Origin of the sequence: Coleofasciculus sp. C1-SOL-03 (assembly GCF_040220555.1) — a bacterium.
Classification (GTDB): domain Bacteria; phylum Cyanobacteriota; class Cyanobacteriia; order Cyanobacteriales; family Coleofasciculaceae; genus Coleofasciculus.
This window is the reverse complement of the sequence record NZ_JAVJUO010000194.1, coordinates 90,774-116,383: the sequence shown is the minus strand read 5'-3', so window position 1 is coordinate 116,383 and position 25,610 is coordinate 90,774. Positions and strand designations below refer to the sequence as shown.

14 protein-coding genes are annotated in these 25,610 nt (G+C 45.2%); 9 read left to right on the top strand and 5 right to left on the bottom strand.

Going from position 1 to position 25,610, the window contains the following annotated elements; all coding sequences use genetic code 11:
- The first annotated feature begins 318 nt into the window (after positions 1 to 318).
- The 3 genes from RIE73_RS29865 (at position 319) to RIE73_RS29855 (ending at position 7,452) form a co-directional block, all read left to right on the top strand.
- Positions 319 to 1,737, top strand: a complete 1,419-nt coding sequence (locus RIE73_RS29865) for an ATP-binding protein (RefSeq protein WP_446404625.1) — start codon at positions 319 to 321, stop codon at positions 1,735 to 1,737.
- Complete coding sequence (locus tag RIE73_RS29860; RefSeq protein ID WP_446404624.1) at positions 1,734 to 6,644, top strand: WD40 domain-containing protein; 4,911 nt, start codon at positions 1,734 to 1,736, stop codon at positions 6,642 to 6,644. Before RIE73_RS29865 ends, RIE73_RS29860 begins: the two co-directional genes overlap by 4 nt.
- Positions 6,645 to 7,098: 454 nt before the next feature.
- On the top strand, positions 7,099 to 7,452 hold the full coding sequence (locus RIE73_RS29855) for a ferrochelatase (protein WP_446404623.1): 354 nt from the start codon (positions 7,099 to 7,101) through the stop codon (positions 7,450 to 7,452).
- Between the two features lie 139 nt (positions 7,453 to 7,591).
- Here RIE73_RS29855 and RIE73_RS29850 read toward each other — a convergent pair whose 3' ends face one another.
- Positions 7,592 to 8,329, bottom strand: a complete 738-nt coding sequence (locus tag RIE73_RS29850; RefSeq protein WP_446404622.1) for a ZIP family metal transporter — start codon at positions 8,327 to 8,329, stop codon at positions 7,592 to 7,594.
- Positions 8,330 to 8,419: 90 nt separating this feature from the next.
- On the opposite strand from RIE73_RS29850, the gene RIE73_RS29845 reads away from it, so the two are divergent.
- The gene (locus tag RIE73_RS29845) at positions 8,420 to 8,551 is read left to right on the top strand and encodes a hypothetical protein (protein WP_446404621.1); all 132 of its coding nucleotides are present in this window, start codon (positions 8,420 to 8,422) and stop codon (positions 8,549 to 8,551) included.
- Positions 8,552 to 8,557: 6 nt separating this feature from the next.
- Here RIE73_RS29845 and RIE73_RS29840 read toward each other — a convergent pair whose 3' ends face one another.
- Positions 8,558 to 9,472, bottom strand: coding sequence for a cation diffusion facilitator family transporter (locus RIE73_RS29840; protein ID WP_446404620.1), 915 nt, complete (start codon positions 9,470 to 9,472; stop codon positions 8,558 to 8,560).
- A gap of 176 nt (positions 9,473 to 9,648) precedes the next feature.
- On the opposite strand from RIE73_RS29840, the gene RIE73_RS29835 reads away from it, so the two are divergent.
- On the top strand, positions 9,649 to 11,334 hold the full coding sequence (locus tag RIE73_RS29835; RefSeq protein ID WP_446404619.1) for an NAD(P)H-quinone oxidoreductase subunit 4: 1,686 nt from the start codon (positions 9,649 to 9,651) through the stop codon (positions 11,332 to 11,334).
- A 251-nt stretch (positions 11,335 to 11,585) separates the two neighbouring features.
- Here the strand turns inward: RIE73_RS29835 and RIE73_RS29830 are convergent, their stop codons facing one another.
- Positions 11,586 to 12,860 carry a cyclic nucleotide-binding domain-containing protein gene (locus RIE73_RS29830; RefSeq protein WP_446404618.1) on the bottom strand — a complete coding sequence of 425 codons (1,275 nt, stop codon included), beginning with the start codon at positions 12,858 to 12,860 and terminating at the stop codon, positions 11,586 to 11,588.
- A gap of 135 nt (positions 12,861 to 12,995) precedes the next feature.
- Between RIE73_RS29830 and RIE73_RS29825 the strand changes: the two genes are divergently transcribed.
- Positions 12,996 to 13,571 carry a DUF4126 domain-containing protein gene (locus tag RIE73_RS29825; RefSeq protein WP_446404641.1) on the top strand — a complete coding sequence of 192 codons (576 nt, stop codon included), beginning with the start codon at positions 12,996 to 12,998 and terminating at the stop codon, positions 13,569 to 13,571.
- A gap of 772 nt (positions 13,572 to 14,343) precedes the next feature.
- Here RIE73_RS29825 and ggt read toward each other — a convergent pair.
- Both ggt and RIE73_RS29815 read right to left on the bottom strand, forming a co-directional pair.
- A complete protein-coding gene (ggt, locus tag RIE73_RS29820; protein WP_446404617.1) occupies positions 14,344 to 15,900 on the bottom strand; it encodes a gamma-glutamyltransferase in 1,557 nt (518 codons plus the stop codon).
- A gap of 523 nt (positions 15,901 to 16,423) precedes the next feature.
- Positions 16,424 to 17,164 carry a PEP-CTERM sorting domain-containing protein gene (locus RIE73_RS29815; protein ID WP_446404616.1) on the bottom strand — a complete coding sequence of 247 codons (741 nt, stop codon included), beginning with the start codon at positions 17,162 to 17,164 and terminating at the stop codon, positions 16,424 to 16,426.
- A gap of 578 nt (positions 17,165 to 17,742) precedes the next feature.
- On the opposite strand from RIE73_RS29815, the gene RIE73_RS29810 reads away from it, so the two are divergent.
- From RIE73_RS29810 to RIE73_RS29800, 3 genes are all read left to right on the top strand, one after another.
- Positions 17,743 to 18,528, top strand: coding sequence for a nucleoside phosphorylase (locus RIE73_RS29810; protein WP_446404615.1), 786 nt, complete (start codon positions 17,743 to 17,745; stop codon positions 18,526 to 18,528).
- 221 nt (positions 18,529 to 18,749) lie between these two features.
- Entirely contained in the window at positions 18,750 to 20,246 is a 1,497-nt protein-coding gene (locus tag RIE73_RS29805) for a HEAT repeat domain-containing protein (protein WP_446404614.1), read from the top strand.
- A gap of 602 nt (positions 20,247 to 20,848) precedes the next feature.
- Positions 20,849 to 25,468 (top strand): hypothetical protein, encoded by a 4,620-nt coding sequence (locus tag RIE73_RS29800; RefSeq protein ID WP_446404613.1) that lies wholly within the window; start codon positions 20,849 to 20,851, stop codon positions 25,466 to 25,468.
- Positions 25,469 to 25,610: the final 142 nt, after the last annotated feature.

Genomic DNA, 25,610 nt, shown 5'->3' with positions numbered 1-25,610 from the left:
AGCCGATGTAGATCAGACCAAACGCAAACTCGCCAAGTCGGGCAAGGGCTATATTTGTTTTAAGAAAGATGAATTAGAAACTCATTTTTCCCTCATCCGTCCTGTCCTCAGATAAAGGACGAAATGATTTACCTTACGCTGTTGTAAGCTTCTTGTCACCACACTAACGATAACAACAAGCCCAATATTTTTTAAGGAAAATTATAGTTTCATAAAAATGTTTGCACATCCTACCTAAGCCGTGCTAAATTCCAAAGTGGTATTTCAGTGTATTACAACTACACTGACATGCCTCCATACAATTGAATTAATATTGTCATGAAGCTGGATTTACGGAGTTTTTTTCAAGCAACGAATCCCGGCAAAACCTTGTTTTTGAACAACGCAGAAACAGACTATAAGTATTACATTGATTTTTCTGTTGTGCGTGGGGGTCAGGTGATCGAAGAGTTACGTGAAAATATCACCTTATGGTCACCGGATACACCAACCTGTCAGCTATTCACTGGACATATTGGTTGTGGCAAGTCTACGGAATTGTTACGCCTGAAGGCAGAGTTGGAATATCGCGGGTTTCATGTCGTTTACTTTGTCTCTGATCAAGACCTAGAGTTTGAGGATGTCGATATTAGCGATATTTTGCTAGCCATCGCTCGTCAGGTGAGTAATAGTCTCGATACCCTGAAACTTGAAGAATCAACCAATCTCAAGACGAGGCTAAAGCAAGTCAGTAAGCTGTTGCAAACAGAGATTGAATTATCTGCCGAAGCCTCACTACTGGGAGTGGGTAAGATGGCAGGAAAAATCGAAGAAGAGTTCTCTGTTGATGTTGGTATTCCTGGAATTGGCAAAGTCAGCCTCTCCTCTGAGGAAGGACTCTCTCTGATTGCACCTTTAATTGGTAAAATTTCCGCCAAAGCAAAGGCGTCTCCTGAGTTACGGAATAAGTTAAGAAGCTATCTGGAACCGCAAACCAAGGGAATTTTAGAAGCAATTAACTCCGAATTATTAGAACCGGGACAGGAACAACTGAGAGCCAAGGGTAAAAAGGGACTGGTGGTAATCGTCGATAATCTTGACCGCATCAGTAATACTCCAAAACCCTTCGGACGACCGCAACAAGAATATTTATTTGTAGACCGGGGGCAACAGTTACGTCAACTTAACTGTCATGTTATTTATACTATGCCCTTAGCGTTACGGTTCTCCAAGGACTTTGGTACCCTAGTGGAGCGATTTTTGGTCAATCCCCAAGTGCTACCGATGATCCCAGTGCGATCGCGGGATGGAACAGAATGTGCGGAGGGAATGAAACGACTGCGACAAATGGTACTGGCAAGAGCCTTTCCTGATTTGAATGAGCAAGAGCGTCTCAATTGGATCACCGAGGTTTTTGATCATCCTGCAACATTAGATCGTTTGTGTCAAATTAGTGGCGGTCATGTGCGGAATTTACTGCGGCTATTAAATGACTCGATCAAAAAACAAAAAGGATTACCCATTTGTCGCGACTGTCTAGAAGATGTAATTCGAGAACATCGCAATGATGCGGTTTTAGCTGTTAGTGATACCGAGTGGCAATTATTGCGCCAAGTTTCCCAACATAAAAAGGTGGCAGGCGCTCAAGACTATAAAACTCTAATCCGCAGCTTGTTTGTCTATGAGTATCGGGATGACGATGGGTATTGGTTTGATATTAATCCAATTTTGGCAGAGGCAAAGGAATTAAAGTCATGATGGAATCTTACTCCTCTCGGAAAAAGCTTTCCCCTAGCGAACAGTCGTTAGAAGATTTGGCTTGGGCAATTTCCATGTCTGAAGGGGAATTTTCCCTAATTTGGGTTCACTGTAACTATGCACTATTACAGCAGCAGATGGTGCGGCGATTACGCCAACGTTACCCAGAGATGCGAACAATTGTCCTCGAACCCTCAGTAACTAGGCTCTACGCCACAATTCGTGAGCAATTAGGACATGAACAGCCTTCAGCTTTAATGGTTTTAGGCATAGAGTCAGTGCGGGAGATTAAGCAACTCCTGAGTTCAATGAATTCAGTGCGAGAGGAGTTTCGCCAGCATTGCCCCTTCCCAGTATTGATATGGATTAATGATTCCATTTCCCAGCAACTGACACGGATTGCCCCTGATTTAAAAAATTGGGGAACCCTGACTGAATTGATGATTACGCCGCAAGAGTTGCAAGACATTCTCCACAAGCGAGTGAGGCAACTCTTTAAAGCGGTTTTAAATGCAGGGGCGAATCGCTTCCTCTCCAATGAAGCCATCTTTGGCTGGCGCTATCTCTCAGAAATTAAATGTGCGATCGCAGATTTGAAGCGCTATAATCTGCCATTGACACCAGAACTCGAAGCCTGCTGGCAATTTGTGCAGGGGCGAGATGCGTTTTTGGTTGGTCAACTGGAACAAGCATTAACCTATTACAAAAACAGTCTAGATTTTTGGGAGCCTACAACTCAGGATAATCCTACCCCCTGCTTATTAGAACGGCAAGGAGTGCTACTGTTCCACATTGGCTTGTGTTATTCCCGCACCGGAAAACTGTGTCGCTCAGACAACTGCTTTTTCTGTGAAGAATCTCTGCCTTATTTACAACAATGTCTGGAACGGTTTAAACAGGCACAGCGGCAGGATTTAGTGGCTAAGTTTAGCAACGAATTGGGCAAGGTACTGCGACAACTTAAGGATTGGCACGAATTACAGAAGCTGGCACATCAATTTCAGCCACTACACAAAAGGTATGGGATGAGCGTAGAATTGGCTCAAGATTACAGCTTTTTGGCAGAAGTCGCACTCAACCAGAAGCCATCTAACCCGACTGAGGCAAAGGAACTGGCGGAAAAAGCCCTGGAAATTGTCAATCGTCTTCCCAGTGAACAACAGCAATATCGGGGGTTACATCTGCTGGTATTAGCGCAAAGCTTACGACAAGTAGGGCAGATTCAGGAGGCGTTTGAGACACTAGAAGCGGCAAAAAATGGTGATCCAGAGGACAATCCGCAGCTTTACATTCAGATTCTTGAGGAATTGCGATCGCTGTATTTTGAGCAACAGGATTATCTTCAGGCATTTGAAGTTAAACAATATCAACGCTCAATCGAGCAACAGTTTGGTTTTCGGGCATTTATTGGTGCCGGAAATTTACAACCCCAGCGACAGCCGAAATCTGGAGTTACCAGATTGCAAAAAACAATTGCCCCAGAGATTATTGCTTCAGGAAGAGAACGGGATGTTAAGCATTTGATTGCCCGCATGGGTAATAATCAGCACCAACTGACGGTGATTTGTGGACCTTCCGGTGTCGGTAAAAGTTCTCTGGTGAATGCGGGTTTAATTCCTGAACTCAATCGTCGCAGTATCGGTATTCGCGATAGTTTGCCCGTTCTCCTACGAGTTTACACCGACTGGTGTCGGGAGTTGGGTCTATCCCTGGCAAAGGCACTTGATCAACGAGGAATAAGCTTACCGAATCTACCGGATTCCCCTGTGACTTTGCTTGAGGCGTTACAACGCAATGAAGAGGATAATTTATTTACGGTTTTAATTTTTGACCAGTTTGAAGAGTTTTTCTTTGCTAGCACTGAACGGAACCAACGGCAAATCTTCTTTGAGTTTATAGCTGAATGCTTAAGGATGAGTTTTGTTAAAGTCATTCTGTCAATACGAGAAGATTTTATCCATTATTTACTGCCTTGTAATCGTCTCAAAACAATGGCAATTGTCAACAAAGACGTTCTCGGCAAAACTTGTCTCTATACATTAGGAAATTTATCCCCAGAAGATACCAAAAATGTAATCCAAAGTTTAACTGAAAATTCGGCATTTTCTTTGGAGTCAGCTTTGATTAATGAAATAGTACGCGAACTTTCCAAAAATCAGGGAGAAGTCCGTCCAATTGAATTACAGATTGTTGGCGCACAATTGCAAGCCGAAGGAATTACTACTCTGGCAAACTATAAGCAGCTTGGCTCTCAAGCTAAACAAAAATTAGTCCAACGTTACTTGGAATCTGTTGTGCGAGACTGTGGTAGCGAGAATGAAGAGATTGCCTGGTTAGTTTTGTTTTTACTGACGGATGAGAATAAAACTCGTCCTTTGAAAACTCATGATGACTTGAAAAAAGAGATTCTAGAACTACTAGAAATTTCACGGAAATCTAAACTTTTAGAAGGATTGAGAAATAATTTCTGGAGATATATATTTACTCTAGATTTGACGACAAAATCAAAAAGCAATGATTTGAGATTAGACAAAACACTTAAAGTTGTCTTACAAATTCTTAAAGAATCAGGTTTAGTCTTTCTTTGGCAAAGTGTCCCAGATAATCATTATCAGTTAATTCATGATTATCTGGTTGCTTTTATTCGCCAAAAAATTGGAGATGATTCTTTAGAAAAACTCCAACAGACTCAATTGCAACTTGATAAACTTTTACGGCAACAACTACGAATTTTACAAACTGTAACAGTGACTGGTTTCATGTTTATAGTTTTCGCTACACCAATGGTATGGCGACTAAGACAAGATGAAATCACAAGTAACCTTGAAAAAAACCTTGCTGAATCGGAAAAACTTTTTGCATCTAATCAAGAATTAGATGCAATCAAAAAAACATTAAGTTCAGGAAAAAAACTGCAAAAATTAGGTGGCTCAAAAACAGAAATAAATCCGAAATTTGAACAAATGCTATATCGAGTAGTCTTTGGATTTAAAGAGTATCAAGAATCTAACAGTATCGAAGGTCACAAGGATGCGGTTCTTCAAGTTGCTTTTAGCCCGGTTGACGAGATCATTGCCACGGCAAGTTTTGACAATACGGTGAAATTTTGGCAACCTGATGGCAAGTTTATTCATACCTTAGAAGAAAATCAAGATGAAGGGGATAAAATCAATAACTTAGCTTTCAGTCCTGATGGTCAAATGATTGCTACGGCAAGTTTCGACAAAACAGCCAAAATCTGGAAAATAGATAGAAAGATAGGCAATAAGTTAGACATAAACCTAGTACATACCTTGAAAGGACATAGTGATGGAGTTTTTGGCGTAGCTTTTAGCCCGGATGGCAAGCTCATTGCCACGGCAAGTGGGGATAAAACAATCAAACTCTGGAACACTGAAAATGGCAAATTGCTCAAAACTTTGACAGGACATGAAGATGTGATTGACGGAATAGCATTTAGCCCAAATGGTGAGATAATTGCCTCAGCGAGTTGGGATGGGACTGTCAAACTCTGGAAAACTACGAATGAAAAATCATTCCGCACCCTAAAAGACGAAACCTTAAAAGAAGACAATAGCCATAGTAATCGCGTTTTCGGAGTTGCATTTAGCCCCGATGGTAAAATGATTGCCTCTGTGAGTCGAGATAATACAGCTAAACTCTGGAACACTGATGGTACATTACAGCATACGCTCAACGGTCATACGGATCGGGTAATCCGAGTTGATTTCAGTCCCGATGGCAAGAGAATTGCAACGACCAGTTGGGATAAGACGATTAACATCTGGAGTAAGGATGGCACTTTACTCGAAACCCTGGAAGGGCATACTGACGGTGTTTTTGGCGTAGACTTTAGCCCTGATGGTCAGATGATTGCCTCTGCTAGTCAAGACAACACAGTCAAACTCTGGAAGCGAAATAAAAGCTTAAATAAAAGAATACTTAAAAACCATTCTCAGGAGATCCATAGTATAGATTTCAGTTCAGATGGTAAGAAGATTGCTACAGCAAGTGAAGACAGCACAGTCAATCTCTGGAAGACTGACGGCACTCTGATAAACACCCTAGAAGGGCATCACTCAGGAGTCTACAACGTTATTTTCAGCCCAGATGGTACACTTATTGCCACGGCGAGTTGGGACAATACTGTAAAAATTTGGCAGGCTGACGGCACTCTTCTAGCAACTCTATTCGGGCAGACTGACGATATTAACAGCCTAGCTTTTAGCCCTGATAACCAGATCCTCGCCACGGCGAATAAGGATAGAACCGTCAAACTCTGGACACTCGATGGCACTTCAGTGACAACCTTGAAAGGGCATCGTGATCAGGTTCAGGGAATAGCGTTCAGCCCAGACAGTCAGATGATTGCTACGGCAAGTTGGGACGACGAGGGCATACTGTGGAATCGAGACGGCGAGTCACTGGCAATCCTAAACGGACATAGCGGTGAAGTTAACGGAGTAGCGTTCAGCCCAGATAGTCAGATTATTGCCACAGTGGGTAAAGACAAGACGGTCAGACTTTGGAATCGAAAAGGCGAGTTGCTAGAAACCTTAGAAGGTCATACCGATGAAGTTAGCGAAGTCGTGTTTAGCCCAAAGGGTCAGAAAATTGCCACCATGAGTAAAGACAAAACCGTCAGACTCTGGAATCGAGACGGTGAGTTACTCCATACCCTGTCGGGACCCAGGGATTTTGATTGGCAGGTGAGATTCACATCTAAGAATGAACTCATTGCCTCGGCAATTAATGATAAGACCCTGATTCTGTGGGATGTGACTCTTTTGCAGCCAAATCAGCTCATCGAGCGTAGTTGCGATCGCCTACGGGATTATCTCCAGAATAACGCTAATCTTGAGGAACGCGATCGCAGTCTTTGTGACGGAATTGGCTCTCAGCCCTAGGACATCGGTCAAGAAACTGGGTTTCTTTGGGTGAAAACTTAATATTTCGTTGTCATCCTCACGAGAAACCCGGTTTCTCATAATACTTGACCGACGCTCTAGCCAACAGCGCATCCTTGTCTAAACGTGATCATTAATCTTGCCATAGTTTACTATCTCCTTTATACTCCAGTCCGCGCAGGCGGACTACCCTTCGGGAAGGCTTCGCCTATGTTTGTGTAGCTGCGATTTCTAATCGCCAAGGGCAAAAACGGGATTACTTCGCTTTTTGTTCCATGGGGGATGCGAGGGGGATCAAACGTATCCCATAAGAGCGGAAAGTGCTGTATCCCCAAAAATTTATCTCGCCAACATATCTGCCAATAGAGCGATGATGCATCTTGGACAATTTTGTTAATTTGTTAATTACTCAATTTTATTTTAATAAGAAGATGGTCAAGAACTCTATGAACAAGTGCGATCGCAACTGGTTAACCACTATCCACTGATGTCGATTGGTTGGATTAACCATGAAACTCCTTTCCTGAAATGGACAGAACCCACCTTAGAACAAGCCGCAAAAAATCTCATCGAACTGGGTGCAAAGGCGATTATTTTTAAACCCATTGGCTGGGCGACAGATAACTATGAAACGATTCTCGATGTAGAAGAAGCCATTGAGTCTGTACGTGACAAGTATCCGGATGTCACCTATATTCGCCTAAACTGTGCCAATGATCATCCCGATTTCCTAAAAATGGCAGCAGATTGGGCAAATCCTGAGATTGAATGTCTCAAAGTAAACAGTAGGGGCGGGTTTTACAGATAACGTATGGCAACAAACCGTTAACGTGACTAAACCCGCCCCTGTAGTGTTTCTCATTTCATGGGTACAGGGCTGAGGGCGCAAGCCTTGCGCCCCTACCAACCATGTTCTCAAAGGTCGTGAAGAGTCAAAACCTACCCAATCATTTTATATAAGTCGAGAACCACGCAAATAGAGCAAAACTAACCACAAACAGTAGATTCGATAACGGCGTGTCTTGGTTTTCATGGGCTTCCGGAATGATTTCCTCTACCACCGAAGTCATCAAGGTTCCCGTGGTAAATGCCAGTACGCCTAACTTCCATAATTCCGATTGCCCGCGCAACAACCAATAGCCAAGGCTTGCTCCTACTAAAATAGGCAGAAAGAAAGATAAGGATAATCGTAAACGGATACGGCGTGGCAATTTGTGCTGTCTAAATTCCGCGATCGCAGCAAATCCTTGGGGAAGATGAGCCACCACCCTGGCTAATGCGAGGAGTAAGCTTAGGTTACGGGCAATTGTAGCACTACTACCAATCATCAATCCGCCACTGAACAGATGGATAGAGAGACTGAGGAAAATAATCCAGGCTTGACTATTACCCTGAGTGCGATCGCGATCGCGTCGATGTTGCAGCCATTCGATCCCTTGATGCGTCAGGATGAAGAACCCCCCACCTGCGATAAAAGCCAGAATCGGCACCCAAACGGGTTGTACCGCGATCGCTCTGGGCATCAACTCCAACGATAAAACAGCCAGCAGCACACCAATGACAACATGCAACGCTAACCCCAGCGTCCGCTGTGACACAGGTAAGACTTCTGCCAAGAGTCCACCAATAAAATTACTCAAAGCGGGGAGTGCAGCCAATCCTAAAACAAGCGGATAGTCGTTCATATCTTGCACCACTGACCCTACCTAATAATAGAGGTTGCTGAATAAGTGTTGTGGTAAGAGGGAGCAGGGGAAGCGATGTAGAGACGTGCCATGGCACGTCTGGAAGCTGGGGAAGATGGGGGAGATGGGGAAGTTAACTCAACACTCTACCTTACCTATTGCCTATTACCTATTACCTATTGCCTATTGCCTATTGCCTATTCCCTGTTCCCTGTTCCCTGACAAAATTCAAACCCGATTATCTGGAGCCAGAGTGCAGGGTTGACTCGGATCACCCGTTTCGATTTGGATCGTCGGATGTTCAATGCCAAACTGGTCATGCAGATGCTGGGATACCCTCATCAAAAAAGCATCACCCGGATACCCTTTGGGTATCACCAGATGAGCCGTTAACGCTATTTCTGTCGTACTCATCGCCCAGATATGCAGGTCATGGACTTGAGTCACCTCCGGAAGTTCCGTTAGATACGTGCGAATAGCAACGGGTTCAATCCCTTCCGGAACCGCATCTAGGGCTAAATTCAGCGACTCCCGAAACAGTTGCCAAGTATTCACCACCACAACCGCCACAATAATTAAACTGACAGCCGGGTCAAACCATAGCCACCCCGTCACCGCGATCGCAATACCCGCCAGCACTACCCCCACAGAAACCAGCGCATCCGCCGCCATGTGCAGAAATGCACCGCGAATGTTCATATCCTGTTTACGACCTGAGATGAACAAAAGTGCGGTAATGGTATTAATCACCACCCCAACCAAGGCAACGCCAATCACAATACCACCGGGTACAGATTGAGGCTCAATAAATTTACCAACCGCTTCCCACGCCACCGCACCCATCGCCACGAGGACAAGGGTAGCATTTAAAAGAGCCGCCAAAATCGAGGAACGACGGAAGCCGTAGGTATAGCGCTTAGTTGGAGAACGTTGGGACAACATACTCGCCCCCCAAGCCAGAACCAAGCCCAAGACATCACTGAGATTGTGACCTGCATCCGCCAGTAACGCTAGGGAATTGTAGAAGATACCCGAAAAGGCTTCAACTACGACAAACCCGCCATTGAGAATTAAACCAATGGCAAAAGCACGATTGTAGTTGAAGGATTCGTGATGGTGATGGTGATGGTGGTTGTGGGACATGCTGTGATTACCCAATGTAGATTCTCTCTCTCCCCGCCCCAAAACTATGAAAACGGTGGTCTACATCCTTTACGGGGATACCCTATAGTGATCCAAGATAAATATTTATGAGAAAAATGTTACAAAGCTTAGTAAAATAACATCATCTGTTAACTAAGTATTTTTTCTCATCGTTTATGATAGCCGATTCATTTCCCTGGCTGAGTGCGATCGTCCTATTACCACTCGTTGCCTCTCTTGCCATTCCCTTACTGCCCGATAAGCAGGGTAAGACCGTGCGTTGGTATGCCCTGGGTGTGGCGATCGCGGATTTTCTGTTGATGGTGTACACCTTTTGGCAGAATTACGACGCCAGCCTTACCACATTCCAACTCACCGAAAAGTATACCTGGATACCTCAATTAGGTCTCAGTTGGGCAGTGTCTGTGGATGGACTGTCACTTCCCCTGGTACTTCTGGCTGGATTAGTGACAACGCTCTCCATTTTCGCCGCTTGGCAAGTTGACCACAAGCCTCGCCTCTTCTATTTTCTGATGCTGGTGCTGTATTCGGCACAAATTGGCGTCTTCATCGCCCAAGACATTCTGCTTCTGTTTATTATGTGGGAACTGGAACTGGTTCCCGTTTATCTCCTCGTCTCGATTTGGGGGGGACAGAAGCGTCAATACGCCGCGACCAAATTCTTACTCTATACTGCCGCCGCCTCTATATTTATTCTGGTTGCTGGGTTAGCCATGGCACTCTATGGCGAGGGGACAATCAGCTTTGATATGGTGGAACTCGGCATCAAGGATTACCCCTTGGGATTAGAACTGCTGCTGTATGCTGGATTATTAATTGCCTTTGGGGTTAAATTAGCGGTTTTCCCCTTGCACACCTGGCTTCCTGATGCTCATGGTGAAGCCTCTGCGCCTGTATCAATGATTTTAGCTGGGGTACTCCTGAAAATGGGCGGATATGGATTAATTCGCCTGAATTTAGAGATACTTTCTGATGCTCACGTTTACTTTGCCCCAATTCTGGCGATGCTAGGGGTGATCAATATTATCTATGGTGGACTCAACTCCTTTGCCCAGCCGAATATGAAGCGGCGTCTTGCCTTTTCCTCCGTGTCTCACATGGGGTTTGTCCTTCTCGGAATCGCCTCATTCACCGACTTAGGGATCAGTGGGGCAATGTTGCAAATGATTTCCCACGGTTTAATTGCCGCTGTGCTATTCTTCCTAGCTGGAGTTACCTACGATCGCACCCACACCTTAGCCTTAAATAATATGGGGGGGATTGGTCAGGTTATGCCCAAAGTATTTGCCCTGTTTACTGCTGCTGCGATGGCATCCGTCGCCCTGCCGGGAATGAGTGGGTTTGTTAGTGAACTCTCTGTCTTTGTCGGCGTAACCACTAGCGATATTTATAGTTCAACCTTCCGCACAGTAACAGTTTTCCTCTCCGCGTTGGGATTGATTCTCACACCTATCTATCTCCTCTCCCTACTCAGACAAGTGTTTTACGGTGCTGGTGTTGCCCCAGCCTGTGAAATTGATAATGCTAACTTCGAGAATAAGGAGGAAGAAGGCGCGGTTTGTTTTGGCACAGATTGTGTGTTACCCGCTAATGCCGTCTACACCGATGCTCAACCACGGGAAGTGTTTATTGCGGCTTGCTTTTTAGTGCTGATTCTAGGTATTGGATTCTATCCCAAACTCGCCACCCAGCTTTATGATGCCAAGACAGTAGCGATTAACACGCAGCTACGGGAAGCCTATTTCCAAGTTGCCCAAGACAAGCCCCAGATTTATGCCCAAGAATTCTCGGTTCCTCAAATTCAGGAACCATCAGTAGCAACGGTTTCCTCTAATCGGTGACTTCAACGTCTCGAATTTTCGTAGGGTGCGTTAGGCGCTTACTGGGATTAACATCACGAATAATTTGGGCTTTTGCGCCGTAACGCACCGTTCTCAGGTGCGTTACACTTATAGGGTGCGTTAGGCTGTCGCTAACACACCCTACAAGATTGGCGATCGCACTAACACCTCTGTGAAATAGCGTGTCACTAACCTCTCACTCCCCACCTTTACCGTGTCAATAAATCCGTGAAATCAGTGTTACTTGGCAGTTAGAGTAAATGATTCGATGAGATAAAAAACCCCAGCAGAAATCCTAAAATTGTCGAAAAAACAACGGAACTGCCTCCCAGTTCGTAAGCTTCCGGCATCATCGTACTCGCGACCATGGCTAAGATAGCGCCACCGGAAATAGCCTGGGCGATCGCAACCACAACTTCTGATGTATTATTTTGTAAAAAATAACCCCCAACGGCGCATAAACCACTGAGAATCACCACACCTATCCATAATCCCAAAATCTGACTCGTTTTCGTTCCCGCTTGTTTCATTCCCGTGGCGCTGGATAAGGCTTCGGGAAAATTAGAAATAAATACCGCCAATAAAAAAGACCAGCCCAAATCGCTATTGTGGGAATTCATGCCAATCACCGCCGCTTCTGGGATATTGTCAATTAATGTACCCACCAGAATGGCAAACGGTGTAGACTGTTTGATCAAATTTTCCAGGGTTACTTGATCATCCCGGAGTAACAAATCCAGTTCAACTTGATTCATAACCTGCTGTCGCCATCGATCGAAACGATGTTCGACCACCATGCGTGATTCCGTAGCGACTTGCAGTCGTCGGGCTAAGGCGCGACTCAAAGACCAAGCCAGATGAGGCGACCAAGTGAGCATGGTGTGGAAATGTTCCTGGTGTAACTGATACAATTCCATCGGGGTGCGAGCAACCACGGTGGCAGATCGCGGTTCTCCAGTCAAGAGTGCCATCTCACCAAACACTTCTCCCGGTCCCATCGTACCGAGAACTTTTCGACCCTTTCGGACTTCGGCTTCACCGTCAACAATCATATAGAAATAGTCACCAGGGGTTCCATCTTCACAAATTACGTCTCCAGGGTGGGCGTGAATGGGATTGAGAAACAGGGCAACTCGTTGCCGTTCTTTGGGAGGTAGATTTTGCATCACCTCAATGTGGGCGATGCGATTAAGGATATCAGCCACCTGTTCCTGACCATGTTCAACCAGGTAGCGGCGACTGGATGCGGGTTTACGCAGAAATCCGCCATGTTGGTCGATATAGGATGTCAGTCCGGTAAATAATATCCCTCCTGCCATAAATCCAATTAACAGGGGGACAAAGCCACTGTGACGATAGACCGGAATCGTGATTTCAAACGCGATCGCCGACAGTAGTGTACCACTGCCAAATGCCATAATCGTCGCGGATAAGTGGCGACTCGGTTGCCAAAAGACTCCCACTGACGCGCCCAAGGCTAAACTAGACGCGCCCAGAATTCCTTGCAAAAAGGCTGCCGTTGGCATAGGTGGCTTGCAGTTTTTAGGTCAGTTTTCATCCTATCGGAGAAAGGGCATCAAAGGATGTGGGATTGTCTACAAACGTTAAACTGAGGACAGGGGCATAACCAATTGATTTCTCTTTCAGGCTATCAGGTAACAATGATTGAACTCCTAGCTGTACTCTCAGTAGCAGCCGCCGTAGGAATGAGGATTGCTTTGCCGTTATTGGTGATTGGCTTGTTGCAAAGCGATAACCTCTGGAATGAAATTCCCCTGCTGTCTCGCATTCATCCCTCGGTTTTGGTCGGTATTTTGACCTCCTTCTCATTATTTGAATTATTTGCCTCAAAGAAGTTGCTGGGACAGCGAGTCTTGCAAATTGTCCAACTCCTGTTTAGTCCTGGGGTTGGGGCAATTATGGGTATTGCTGTCGCCCGGTTTGCCAACGCCCCTGTAGAAATTATTTGGATTGTCGGGATAGTGAGTGGGTTATTGGCGTTTGTCCTGCAATTGGTACAAGTTGGCTGGTTTTTTCGCTTGCGCGGTTTACCGTTATGGGTGGTTTTTAGCCAAGATGTTTTATGTGTGGCGTTGGTTATCTTTGCCTTTGATGCGCCTCAACAAGGGGGATTAATTGCGCTGATTCTGTTGTGGTTGGCGATTCGCAGTTCTCAACAATGGCGTCGTTTATATGGTAGAAATAATCGTTCGCGGCGATATCGGCAAGTTTTGTAGTTTGATTGGGGATTATATTATATCCTTTGGCATTGAAAGTATTTTTTTAACGCAGAGGTACGCAGAGGTTAGCGCAGAGGGGCGCAGAGGACGTTAGAGGATTTAGACAAAAATTTTATAGACCCAGATTTTTATGTAGGGTGGGCAAGTCTTATAAACATTGAAGCTTTTATTCTCGTTCGTTGTGCTTGCCCACCACAGGATAACTATCACGTTTTACTCTATCCAGATTTATAGAGTTCATCAGCCACCTTTTTTATAATATCGTTCAACATCTGGACCCACCAGGGGACCCACATCACAAGCCCGAAAAGCTGTTTTCAGGGTGGTAGCGCGGTTGGGAGGGAGTGAAGTCATTGGGTGAATTGAATTAGAATTACGCCCGGAAATGTAGGGGCGCACCGACGTGCGCCCGATTCAATGGTCAAATCTATTCCACCATTTTAGCTATGTCACACCACCATCTTGGGTTGACCCATGTTGCTAGGGCGGAATCTAGGGCTAAAGCCCTTACTACAAGCTATCTTCCCTTTCAAATCAAATTTGTTTGCATCAGACAGACATGATGTCATCTGGTTTGAATTTGGCGCGATCGTTTAATAAGAGTCCGTGTGAGCGTGCGCCCCTACAGTTGACATACCGCTAAGTAGTCGGACAAAAGAAAACGGCACTGTATCAAGTGCAAGTAAATCACCCTCAAACCCTTACTGTTCCCTGTTCCCCGTTCCCTGTTCCCTCATCTCAACCGTTAACTTTAATTGTGTCCACCCACTTACAACTTAGCCACCGCACCATCTCGACGGTTGTCACCAGCACCGACAAGTAAACTATCAGACGTTTTCATCACCGTATGAACCCCGCCAAAAAACAAATTCTTTTCTCGCCAACGCACAACCTGTTGGTTCGTCAATAATGGACTAAGTATTTCCGCTTCAGTTAAACCAGGTTCGACATGAAACCGACCATTTTCTCCATGGGTTCTCGGACTATTCACCGCTTGCTCAACAGGCATATTAAAATCTAAAATATTAGAAATAACTTGTAAAATAGCCGTCCTAATTCGATTAGAACCCCCTGACCCTAAAACAACTTCCGCCTGATTATTCTGCACAACAATCGAGGGAGACATCATCGACGAAATCCGCACATTTTCTTGCCACTGATGAAAGCCTTGGGGATTTAAGTCTTCCTCTCCTAACATATTATTCACCATAATCCCTGTCCCCGGAATCACGTAACCTGACCCTTCTCCGTTAGACGTGGTAACACTAGCGGCATTTCCTACCTCATCGATAACACTAATATGGGTGGTACTGCCCCATTTATTTACCGTTTCTGCTAAGTCTTGTTGATACTGGGCAAGAGAATCGTCAGCTAAAAATTGATCAACAATATTCTCTTGATACAAATAATCCTTCAATCCTGTCTGTCTGGCTGCATTCGTCAACTGCATAACCTGTGCCAGAATTTCTAAATGACGCGCACTGCCAAAACCCAGATTCGCTAACTCAACGGTCGATAATAATTTTAATGCCCAAGCTATCAATGTTCCACCGGAACTGGGAGGCGGGTTGGTAAATAAGGTATTGCCTCGATAATTAACGGTTAAGGGCTGCCGTTCGATGACCCGATAATGCTTTAAATCGTCTAAGGTTAAATATCCCCCGAATTCCTGACAATCGTTGACTAATTGATGAGCAATATCTCCTTGATAAAATTCCCGAACTCCCTTTTTCGCTAAATACGCTAACGTATCGGCAAAGGTTGTCATAGTTATCATTGCATCGGGTTCGATAGGTTTCCCGGTGAGAATAAAAATGTTTTGTCCGTTTTGCTGCGCCATGATAATTGGCGTCAGAACTGAGGTTAAACAATAGTATTGAAATCGATTTAATTTAATCCCATGCTTCGCATAGTGAATTGCTGGTTCGGCTATAACGTGGAAGGGTAAACTACCTAATCGTTGGTGAACGTGAAACACGCCAGCCATATTTCCGGGAACCGCCATAGAACCCAGTCCGATATGAAACTCTTGGATAGCACCGCCAAAATTAACATCAACGGGATAAAAATTAATTTCATTCTCAGGACGTTTCTGACGCGGAGTTTGGCTAAAAAAATCAAAGAGAATATTTTGATTCGTTTGGGTATGGGCTAAGAGGAAACCGCCTCCCGCTGCTGAGGTGAGTCCCGGTTCCGTGACAAAGGAGGCGAGAATCGCCGCAACCGCCGCATCAAACGCATTACCACCTAGGCGAAACATTTCCCTACCCGCCTCAGCCGTTTTCTCATGTCCAGCCGCGATCGCGCCGCGTGTTTTTTGTGTCATAACGGTTAATGTCTAGTCCGAATACCCACCAGAAGCTTTTGAGTTATAGCAGTTATTCACATCATCATAACCAGCATCAGGATCAGCATCCGGTTGTGACAGTTACCAAATTGTCTCGTTTTTCAGCCATCAGAGTGGCTTGTAGTAACCGCTTTAGCGGTTCTGAGGTTAGACAGTCTCCCTGAGAGGATAAATAGATTCAGTCGCCATTGACAATTAATAAAAGTGGCACATCTCTTGTTCGGTGAATTCCATTCAAACGTTTAGCGTTGAATACAACAGGTACACTATTAGGACTGTTGATGTAAAGGAGTTACGATGAACAGATATCTGGATCAAATCTTGAAGCGGCGTCGCTGGTTACTGCTGAGTCTGTTTGTCGCTCTAGCGATTCTCACCTATTTTAGTCAACACGTTTAACAGAACTATTTCCTTTGTCTCTCTTGTCCCTTCTCAGAACGACTTTGGCAATGTAAGGGATGCACCCATTCCCTATTTTATTGCCTATTGCCGTGACCACTACTTATCGAGTTTGGCGCTTCCGTAGAGAAGTTGTACCCAAAACAGCCATCATCAGTAGACCTAACACTGAAGCAGGTTCAGGAACAGATTCCGACCTCGTGTCGGTCAAAGGAGGCATTGGTTCACCTCTATTATTCTCTGAGTCAGTTGGTGACTCTGGGGAACTTACAGCATCAGATTCAGCCAGGTTACTGGCAAAGCTGAAATTATCCATTTGAAACGCTTCATTCGCCGCCGAGATAGCCAGTGGAGGTGACTGCATCGCAAACGATAGGGAATTAAATGCTGTATCCGCGACGATTCCCAGGAAACCAGTACCTTGTCCCTGAAGATACTCCGAGAAGACGACTGTATCCACACCCGGTATTTCATCAAACAAACCCGAAACCGTTAATCCTCCATTACTGGTTGTTGAGCTAAAGTCAGCGCCGAATCCGAGTATTTGAGAGGGAAACTCAAACTCGACACTCTCAGAACGACTCGGTGTAGAGGTATAAAATTGACCCGTTTCGACTGATGACACCCCTGTAACCTGAATGCCATTCTCTAGGAGTAAGTTTTGACTGCTGCTTTGAGGAGTAGAGAAAGTCTCTGTAGTAATACCAGAAACTGTTTCCTGCCAAGCCGTCCGGTCAGTAAATACAGTCACTGCTTCAGCCGGAGTCACACCTGTTCCCAGAGCCATCAAAGTCGCGCTAGCTGCTGTCATCGATAAGGTTTTCATGGCAGTTGATGTAAACATGGTTGTTTGCGAGTAAAGGTTTACAAGGACTCTTCTTTGAAGAAAAAAATTGGGAAGTGTAATTTGAGGGGAAACAGTTGGCTTACATTACATGGTTTTGTTGGTGTTCCTGAACAGTGATTTGATTTGCTTGCTTAATTCAAGCCTGTCATATACGTATTTATACTGTCGAGTAAAACCACTTAACTTTGCAAAAACTTTGATATTTATCAATGATATGAAGCCAGGTTCAATATCCTGCATTGCTTTAATAGCAGTGGTTTTGGCGATTTGCGTTAGACAATAAATATAAAAACTTTACAAAGTGAATAGTGTAAATAATGAAAATATTGATTTATGAAAAATTTATAGAATTTGTAAAGGCTTTATGAGGTCTTCACAAAAGACCAATAGAAAAAATATATCCGTAAAATTCCGGAATACTGAAGTGGGGATAGATGAGGTTCTTTATCAAGTTTTGATAAAGTGCAATTATTTTTTATCCGAAGAAAATTCCAGTGAAGTTAAGCGTTCTATTTTTGGCGCAACGCAGCAGGTCTTGTGGCTGATTTAATGGAAACAGCAAACCTATTCCACCCATGACCCGTTCCTCTATGTATCACCTTGGCTTTGGGCAAGATGACCTCGGTTCACCGCCGCCTACTCTGGCGCTGTTATCCGGTGATCCGCAACGTGCTTCTCAGATTGCTCAAGACTATTTGCAGGATGGGCGTCTACTCTCGGAAAATCGGGGATTAAAGAGTTATTTGGGCAAATTGTCCAATAATTGCCCGATTTTATCGGCAACGAGTGGTATGGGCGCACCGTCTCTGAGTATCGTGGTGAATGAGTTGGTGCAATTGGGGATTGAGACAATTATTCGCGTGGGGACTTGTGGCTCGATTCAAGAGTATGTCCCGGTGGGTAGTCTTGTGATTACTCGTGCGGCATTATGTCGTCAAGGTGCAGCTAATGATATTGCCCCAATTGAATATCCGGCGGCGGCTGATCCGTTTCTCACAGTGGGATTAGTGGAGGCGGCGCGGGAGTTAGGGATTGAGCATTATCTGGGGATTACGGCGTCGGTGGATACGTTTTATGAAGGGCAAGAACGCACCAATTCGGCGAATCCTTATTTAATCCGTCAGCTTCAAGGGATTACTCAAGACTATCGTCGTTTGCATGTTCTCAACTATGAGATGGAATGCGGCACATTATTGAAAATGGCAGGGGTTTACGGATTTGCAGCGGCTTGTGTCTGTGGGGTGATTGCCCAGCGAACGGCTGGAGAGGGAGTGATTGTTGGGGAAAAAGAGGTGGCGGTGCAGCGTGCGATCGCGGTAGCCATACGTGCAGCCGAAAATGTTGACAATAGGGCTTGCTGAATAAGTGTGAGTAGGGAACAGGGAACAGTTGTAGTGCGAGTGTATCGCTCGCTACAATAAACTGTCTCGATCGCACATTGCCATTACTCCAGCCTACCGCCGTTTGAACAGTCGAGGGCGATGAGATGGAATCAGCAAGAGGTAGCCGTGCAGTCTGCGATCGCGATCATTAGGCGTACACTGGATAGATTAGTATAATCTCTGGCGGCAAAATTCCCAGGATGTTAAAGACTTTTAATCAAACCAAAACCGTTTATCCCTTTTTCCTATTTCTATTTACCTTATTCCTGACGATCTCACTTGCCCTCCCTTGGGTTAGCGCCCAAGAACCGCCCAAGCCCAAGCCGCAACCCTGGCATATTGATGGGATAATCGCTGCCCTCGACGATGGGCATGACAAAGTTAAAGAATATGCATTCTGGCAATTAGTTCGATATGAGCCACAGGACTTACAAGCTGTCATTGAAAAACCAGAAGATGAGGATATTGCTGAGAAAGCTGTCAACATCCTTAAGGATAAAACTGTTGATTCACACATTCGTCACCTGATGGTTTATGCATTAGTCAATCTGGGGGAAGCGGGTGTCAACTATATCCCTGATATGCTCAACTTTCTCCAGGATGAAACCGTTGACGGGTTGGTTCGTGGCTCGGCAGCTGATGCATTAGGCAATCTAGGGGAAGCGGGCGCTATATACGCTCCTGAGATTGCCAACATCGTTCAGGATGAAACAGTTTCCTCATGGGTTCGTGGCTGGGCGGCTTATATATTAGGCAATCTGGGGGAAGCTGGGGCTATATATGCCCCTGAGATTGCCAATATCCTCAAGGATGAAACCGCTGATTCAGGAGTTCGTAGTCGGGCGGCTATTGCATTAGTCAGACTGGGAAAAGTTGGGGTTGTATACATCCCAGAAATTCTTAACTTACTCCAGGATGACACCGTTTCTTCAGATTATCGTGGCTCGGCAGTTGTTGCATTAATCAAACTGGGGGAAGCTAGCGCTCGATACATTCCTGAAATTTTCCACTTACTCCAGGATGACACCATTGATCCAAGACTTCGTGGCTTCTTGGTGGGTGAGGTATTAGACAAACTGGGGGAAGATAGCGCTCGATACATTCCTGAAATTTTCAATTTCCTCAAGAATGACACCATTGATTATGATGTTCGTCGCTTCTTGGCGGTTAAGGCATTAGGCAAACTGGGGGAATCTGGCGCTCAATACATTCCGGAAATTCTTAACTTCCTTCAGGATAAAACCGTTGACTCATACATTCGTAACTGGATAGCTCTGGCATTAATTAATATCCGCAAACTGGAATTAAATGAGATTGTTTTTGTTCTGAATAATGTCTATGAACCTAATCAACCCGATTTTGCACAATGGCGGTTTGCAACCTATTTATTGAGTGGGGGTACTGAGGAAATAAAAATGCTATTGAAATGGCTTGGCTATCCTCAATTAACTCCGACAGCACTCAACTATGAAGAGGGTACAAAAACACTGGAACTGTTTCTCCAAGTCTGGGAAAACGCTCAGGATTTGCCACGACTGCAGACAGACTTAGCCGAAAAGATAGCCCTAGTTACCTCATTGGTTTCTTGGAAACCCCACGATATTGATTTACTGCGACGCCATTCCAATAACCTCAAAGCGGGAAACTTTACACAAGCTGATGCTGTGGAGTCGGTTATCCTCAACCTGAAAAAATAAAATGGGGTTCAAACCGTTAAGCTAAAAGCTGACATTCATCTCAAGTTGTGCAACTGTTTCTTGTCGGGTTTTATATAAATAAAACTTTTAAGTTCGAGATTTAAGTTTTAATATTCTAAAGACAAGGGGACTTAGGGCGGGCAGAAAACGTCACCAATAAATCCTGATTTGACCTGGGTTTGAGGTTGTAGTATTATCTTATTTAAATAGTGTATCTTGGTCACGTCATGGTCAATTTTAAATAAAAAACGCTTCAACGCCTTAATTCGGCGTTATTTTATTCGGGCTAGCGTCGGAAAAATTTAAATAATACAAGTATGCTGCATTACCCAATTGTCTGGACTCACTCAGGGGCTGATTTGACAAAAAAATAGTTTCATGCATTTAGTGCCTAGTTAGGGTTTGCTGCGGGGAGTTTTGTGGTAAGGGTAGGTATTAGGTTTTAGGTGCTATCCGTTTGTGCAGCAAGCACACATTTATGGTAGGGGCACGATAATATCGTGCCCCTACAATGATGTGGATTTCTGGAACACCCCAAAATTTCGTCGAAACTCCAGATTAGGACGAAAATAGGGATATAAGAGACGAATGGGAACTCTTGAATGTACATCTATCGCACCTCTGGGTTTAATGAGAAAGCAGAACGCTATGGAATTCGCGATCGCATCGATGATCTGTGTACTCAACTGCAAACTCAACGACTCGATGAAGTGCAATCTCGGTTTGAGCGGGTTTATCCTTACCTGAAGCGCCGCATCCTCAACCGCCGCCTGATTGGTCGTATCCTGCATCTGGATCATCAGCAACTGTTGTGCTTCATTGATATCTTTAAACGGGGTGATCACGACTATGAACAGTTTCTGGAATCCCCCCTTGATTATGGTCGCACCCATCTGGAACCCCAACTCGACCGGCAACAGATTCGCGATTGGTTAACTCAAGCCCAATCTCAGCAACAGACGGTTGCACCGTTACCCCCACTCCCAGAACCCTTGCGCCCTTGGCTTGATCCGCCGGGATGGGAACGGGATATTGTTCCCGATGATTGGGTGATCTATGAAAGTGAAGAATGGGTGAGACAGTTTGCCACAGTTAAACGGCAAGAAGCGTGGACAACCTACTATCAGATTATTTCCCAGATTAATACTCATACCGCCACATCTACGGGAAATGGTAATGGTAATCGTGCAGCCATCCCAACCGACAGCTTCGCCGAAACCCTGATTATTTCCCGTCAACCCCACCTTCCCGAAAATGTCAACCTCTGGGGGGAAAACAATTGTTACGTCCTCTACAGCCAGATTGAAACCACTGACGCCAGTGTTCGCGGTGTCTTGTTTCTCTTAGCCGCCTTTGATCATCCCCCCTCCAGCGCCGAGATTCGGGACGTGGGACGGCGCACCACCCTATTTAATGGTGCAAACACCCCCAACCGCTTATCCCAATCCCTGACTATCCACGAATTAACCCCCTTCGCCCGTCGTTCCTATCCCGCTTACCTCTTAGCCGATGACGAGAGTTGGCTGGCGATTGAATGGGGGAGAGAGGCAAATCTTGCCCTTTCCCCAGAAGAAGAGGAAATTCTCCAATCGGTATCTTGTCCTACCCCCGAAACCGATTCACTTCCCCTATTTATTAATGGACGGGCGGGTAGTGGCAAATCCACGATGCTAATTTATCTATTTGCTGACTACTGCTACCGTAAATACTACACCCACCAAGGACATCGCCGTCCCGAACCGCTTCCGGGTCAACCCCTGTTTCTCACCTACAATGAACGGTTATTGGACATTGCTAGAGATGGAGTGAATCGACTCCTGCGTTCCCACCACCGCTTTGTCGCTGAACGCAGTCCCGGTGATCAGATTCCCAACTGCGATCGCTATTTTCAACCCTTCGGTAAATTCCTGTTAAGCTTACTTCCCCCCCAGGAACGACAACGGTTTAACCCAGATCACTATATTTCCTTCCATCGGTTCAAACAATTGTATCAGGGAACCTGTCCCGAACCCGCCCTCGCTAAACAGATCCTGCATCTTCCCCAATCCCGCCGCTATTCCCCAGAAATTTGTTGGCACATTATCCGCAGTTTTATTAAAGGCTATGGTCAATCGGACTACATGACACCGGACGACTATCAGGAGGAAGTGCCTCGCAAAGAACGCACGATTGATGGGGAGAAATTTCAGGGCATCTATGAGACAATTTGGCAACATTGGTATCAGCATCTAACCACGGAATTGGGATACTGGGATGACCAAGATTTAATTGCCAGAGTCTTGGAATTGAACTGTTATCATCCCGACTATACCGCCATCTTCTGCGATGAAGCCCAAGACTTTACCCGCCTAGAGTTACAGCTAATTATGCGGCTGTCGCTGTTTTCCCAATACCATTTGGGATACCAACCGATTCCGAGTTTACCCTTTGCCTTTGCGGGTGATCCGTTTCAAACCTTAAACCCAACAGGATTCCATTGGTCTAGTACCCAAGCGGCATTTGATGCGGAAGTGATTACCGCCCTTGATCCGGCGGATCAGTTAAAGTTGACGATTAATTTTCAGGAACTATCCTATAACTATCGGTCAAGTCTATCTATTGTTCAATTCACCAACTTAATTCAGCTTTGGCGTCACGTCCTGTTTGACATTCCCGAACTCCAACCCCAAACCGCATGGCATCCGGGTGATTTCCCTGAACCGCAACTCTTTGTTCTCAATCAGACGATTCGTGCGGAGGAATTAATCACTTATATCAAAGATACGATTATCATTGTTCCCTGTGAAGAAGGGGAAGAATTGGCGTATGCCCAAGCCGATGAAGTATTATCTCAGATTTTTCCGCAGTTGAAATCGAGGGAACCGGGAACCGGGAATAGGGAACAGGAAAGTTCTGGGGAACAGGGAACCGGGAACAGGGAACCGGGAACAGAAGAGATGAGGGAATTAACTTCAAACTCCACCCTATCCCCCGAACCGCTAAAAAATGTTTTAAGCGCCATTTCTGCCAAGGGATTGGAATTTAAACGGGTAATTTTGTATAAATTTGGTGAAGAGTGTAGCGATAATGTCTGGAATTTACAAGGCGTTGACCAAAAAGTCAAGGTTGAATATTTTTTCAATAAACTCTATGTTGCCGCTAGTCGGGCAACGGATTATTTATTTATCGTCGATTCAGACACAGGAAACCGTCAACTGTGGAACTATGCCAGTGATGAAGCCTTGTTACAGGCAATGCTAGGCTATGCCAAACACAAAAGCCGTTGGCACGATAATGTGAAAACCCTGGCACCGGGTATGCCGAATATGGTCGAGACGATGCGGGAAGATGACCCCGGTGCGATCGCCCAAGAATTTCAGCTTAAAGGTTTACATGCAGAAAATCCCAGTTTACTACGTCGCGCCAAACAATTCTATCGGGATTTAGGGGATATCACTCAAGCCAACTATTGTCAGGCTTGGGCGCTAAAGTTTGAACGGCAGTATCGAGACGCGGGTCATTGTTTCCTGGAGTTGGGGGAATCGGATCAGGCGTGGGATTGCTTCTGGCAGGGGCTATGCTGGTCAGAATTGGTGGCTTGGTATGATTCGCACCCTCAATATCAATCAGCGGCTGAGAGTATTCTGGCGCGGTTTATGGTGACACCTACGGATGATTTAGCCGCGCTGGATAATTTTAGTCAGTTTATTATCAGTCATGAATCATGGGTTCTTCAGGGAAATCAACAGATTAATCAGCAAAAACAATGGCAGCAAGGAATTAAAGATTATGCCCATCGCCTTGAAACCATTCCCAATGATTCCTCAATACCCTCATCACAATGGCAGCAGTTTGGCGAAGTTCTAACTATCTTAGCCTCAGCAGGTTATCCAGAACTAAAGGTGCAAGCGGGAACCTGTTTTTATCGCGCCCAAAATTATGATCAAGCGATACAGTATTGGGACGAAAGTAATGCAACTCAAACCCCAGACTATCATCGGGCAAAAGCCTTTACTGTGGGTATGCCAGACGGATTAGCGCATTTGGCACAAGCAGGGGAAGCTGATCAGATTATCAGCCAATGGCGGCAAGCTGGCAAACCGCGCGATCGCAGATGGCTGCGCTATGTTGCCCAAGCGTTGGAAACCAAGCAGGAATACCAGCAAGCCTGCGTGGTTTATGTGGGATTGGATGACTTGGCTAAAGTTAAAGACTGTTTTCGACTAGCGACGCGGGATGGGATCAGAATCAAGCTACTGCGGCTACTGTTCCGTTATTGCTTCCGCCAGAAATACTGGCAAGATGCCCTGGAATTGCTAGACAGCGATTTGCCGAATGTCATCGGTTCAACCGAGGAAAAAGCCGCGCTGAATTTCGACATTGTTTATGAACTAGCAGGGTCAGAATTAAATCCAAAAGACTTGGGCAAAGACCAACGCCAACAGTATGCACAATTTATGAAAGAGGGGGTTTTATCTACCCCAGACTGGCAAGACTACCTATTGATGCCACAGATAGGAATTGCTCTGGAAAAAGTGGGAGCATTGGTGGAAACATTAGCATTTTATGAACAATTTGTCAACGATACGAACCTGCAACAGCGTCAATTTGCCCGGGAACGTTGGATAGGGACGAAGAAAAAACAGGTAGAGTATGTGACGAATCAGGGAAAGCTGAGGAAAGCAGCAAAATTGCAGTCTAATTTGATTAAAAAAGCACAGCAGTGGGCAATTAATCCCGATGAGATCTCTGTGATTCCCCCATTAGCGCCGAGAGAACGTCCTTTGAGAGATAAGGGAGTTAACTCAAAACGCAGTCAGGGCGGGTTTTGCACCAACGTTGTTATTAATAGCGAAAAGCAAGTTTCTAAACCCCGTCCCCAATCCCCTAAAACTGAGTCACTCACGATTACGGGATTACCCCCAGAAATAAGAGTAGAGGAATTCGAGAAGGGGGTGATTGGATTTACGGTGCGTCACTTAGCCATTAAGGTAATGAAATCAATCCATCACGTCTTAATTACCGATATTCTCAGCCATCGAGATGTGCGTGTGGATTGGGCAAAATGCCAGTTAAATTTAGGAGACGCGACTGTAGAAGCTGGAGAAAGTCAACAGTTATCCTTTGCGCTGGTTGCCAGTGGCTATCGGGGTGTTCTATTCTGTAATCAGCCCGAACTGCGACTGGAACTGGAGATTCAAGGATACCAGGATCGGATTGCGATCGCGCTGGCTGGTAGATAAAGTATTTTAAACCACTCAAGTGGCTACTACAGACATTCACAAAATATAGTTTTTGTCAAGTACAATTTATACAAATTAGATGAGTTTCCCCTGCCTTCCTAGAGTCGAGGAACGAGGCGACGAGGCGAAAAAAAGCAGATAC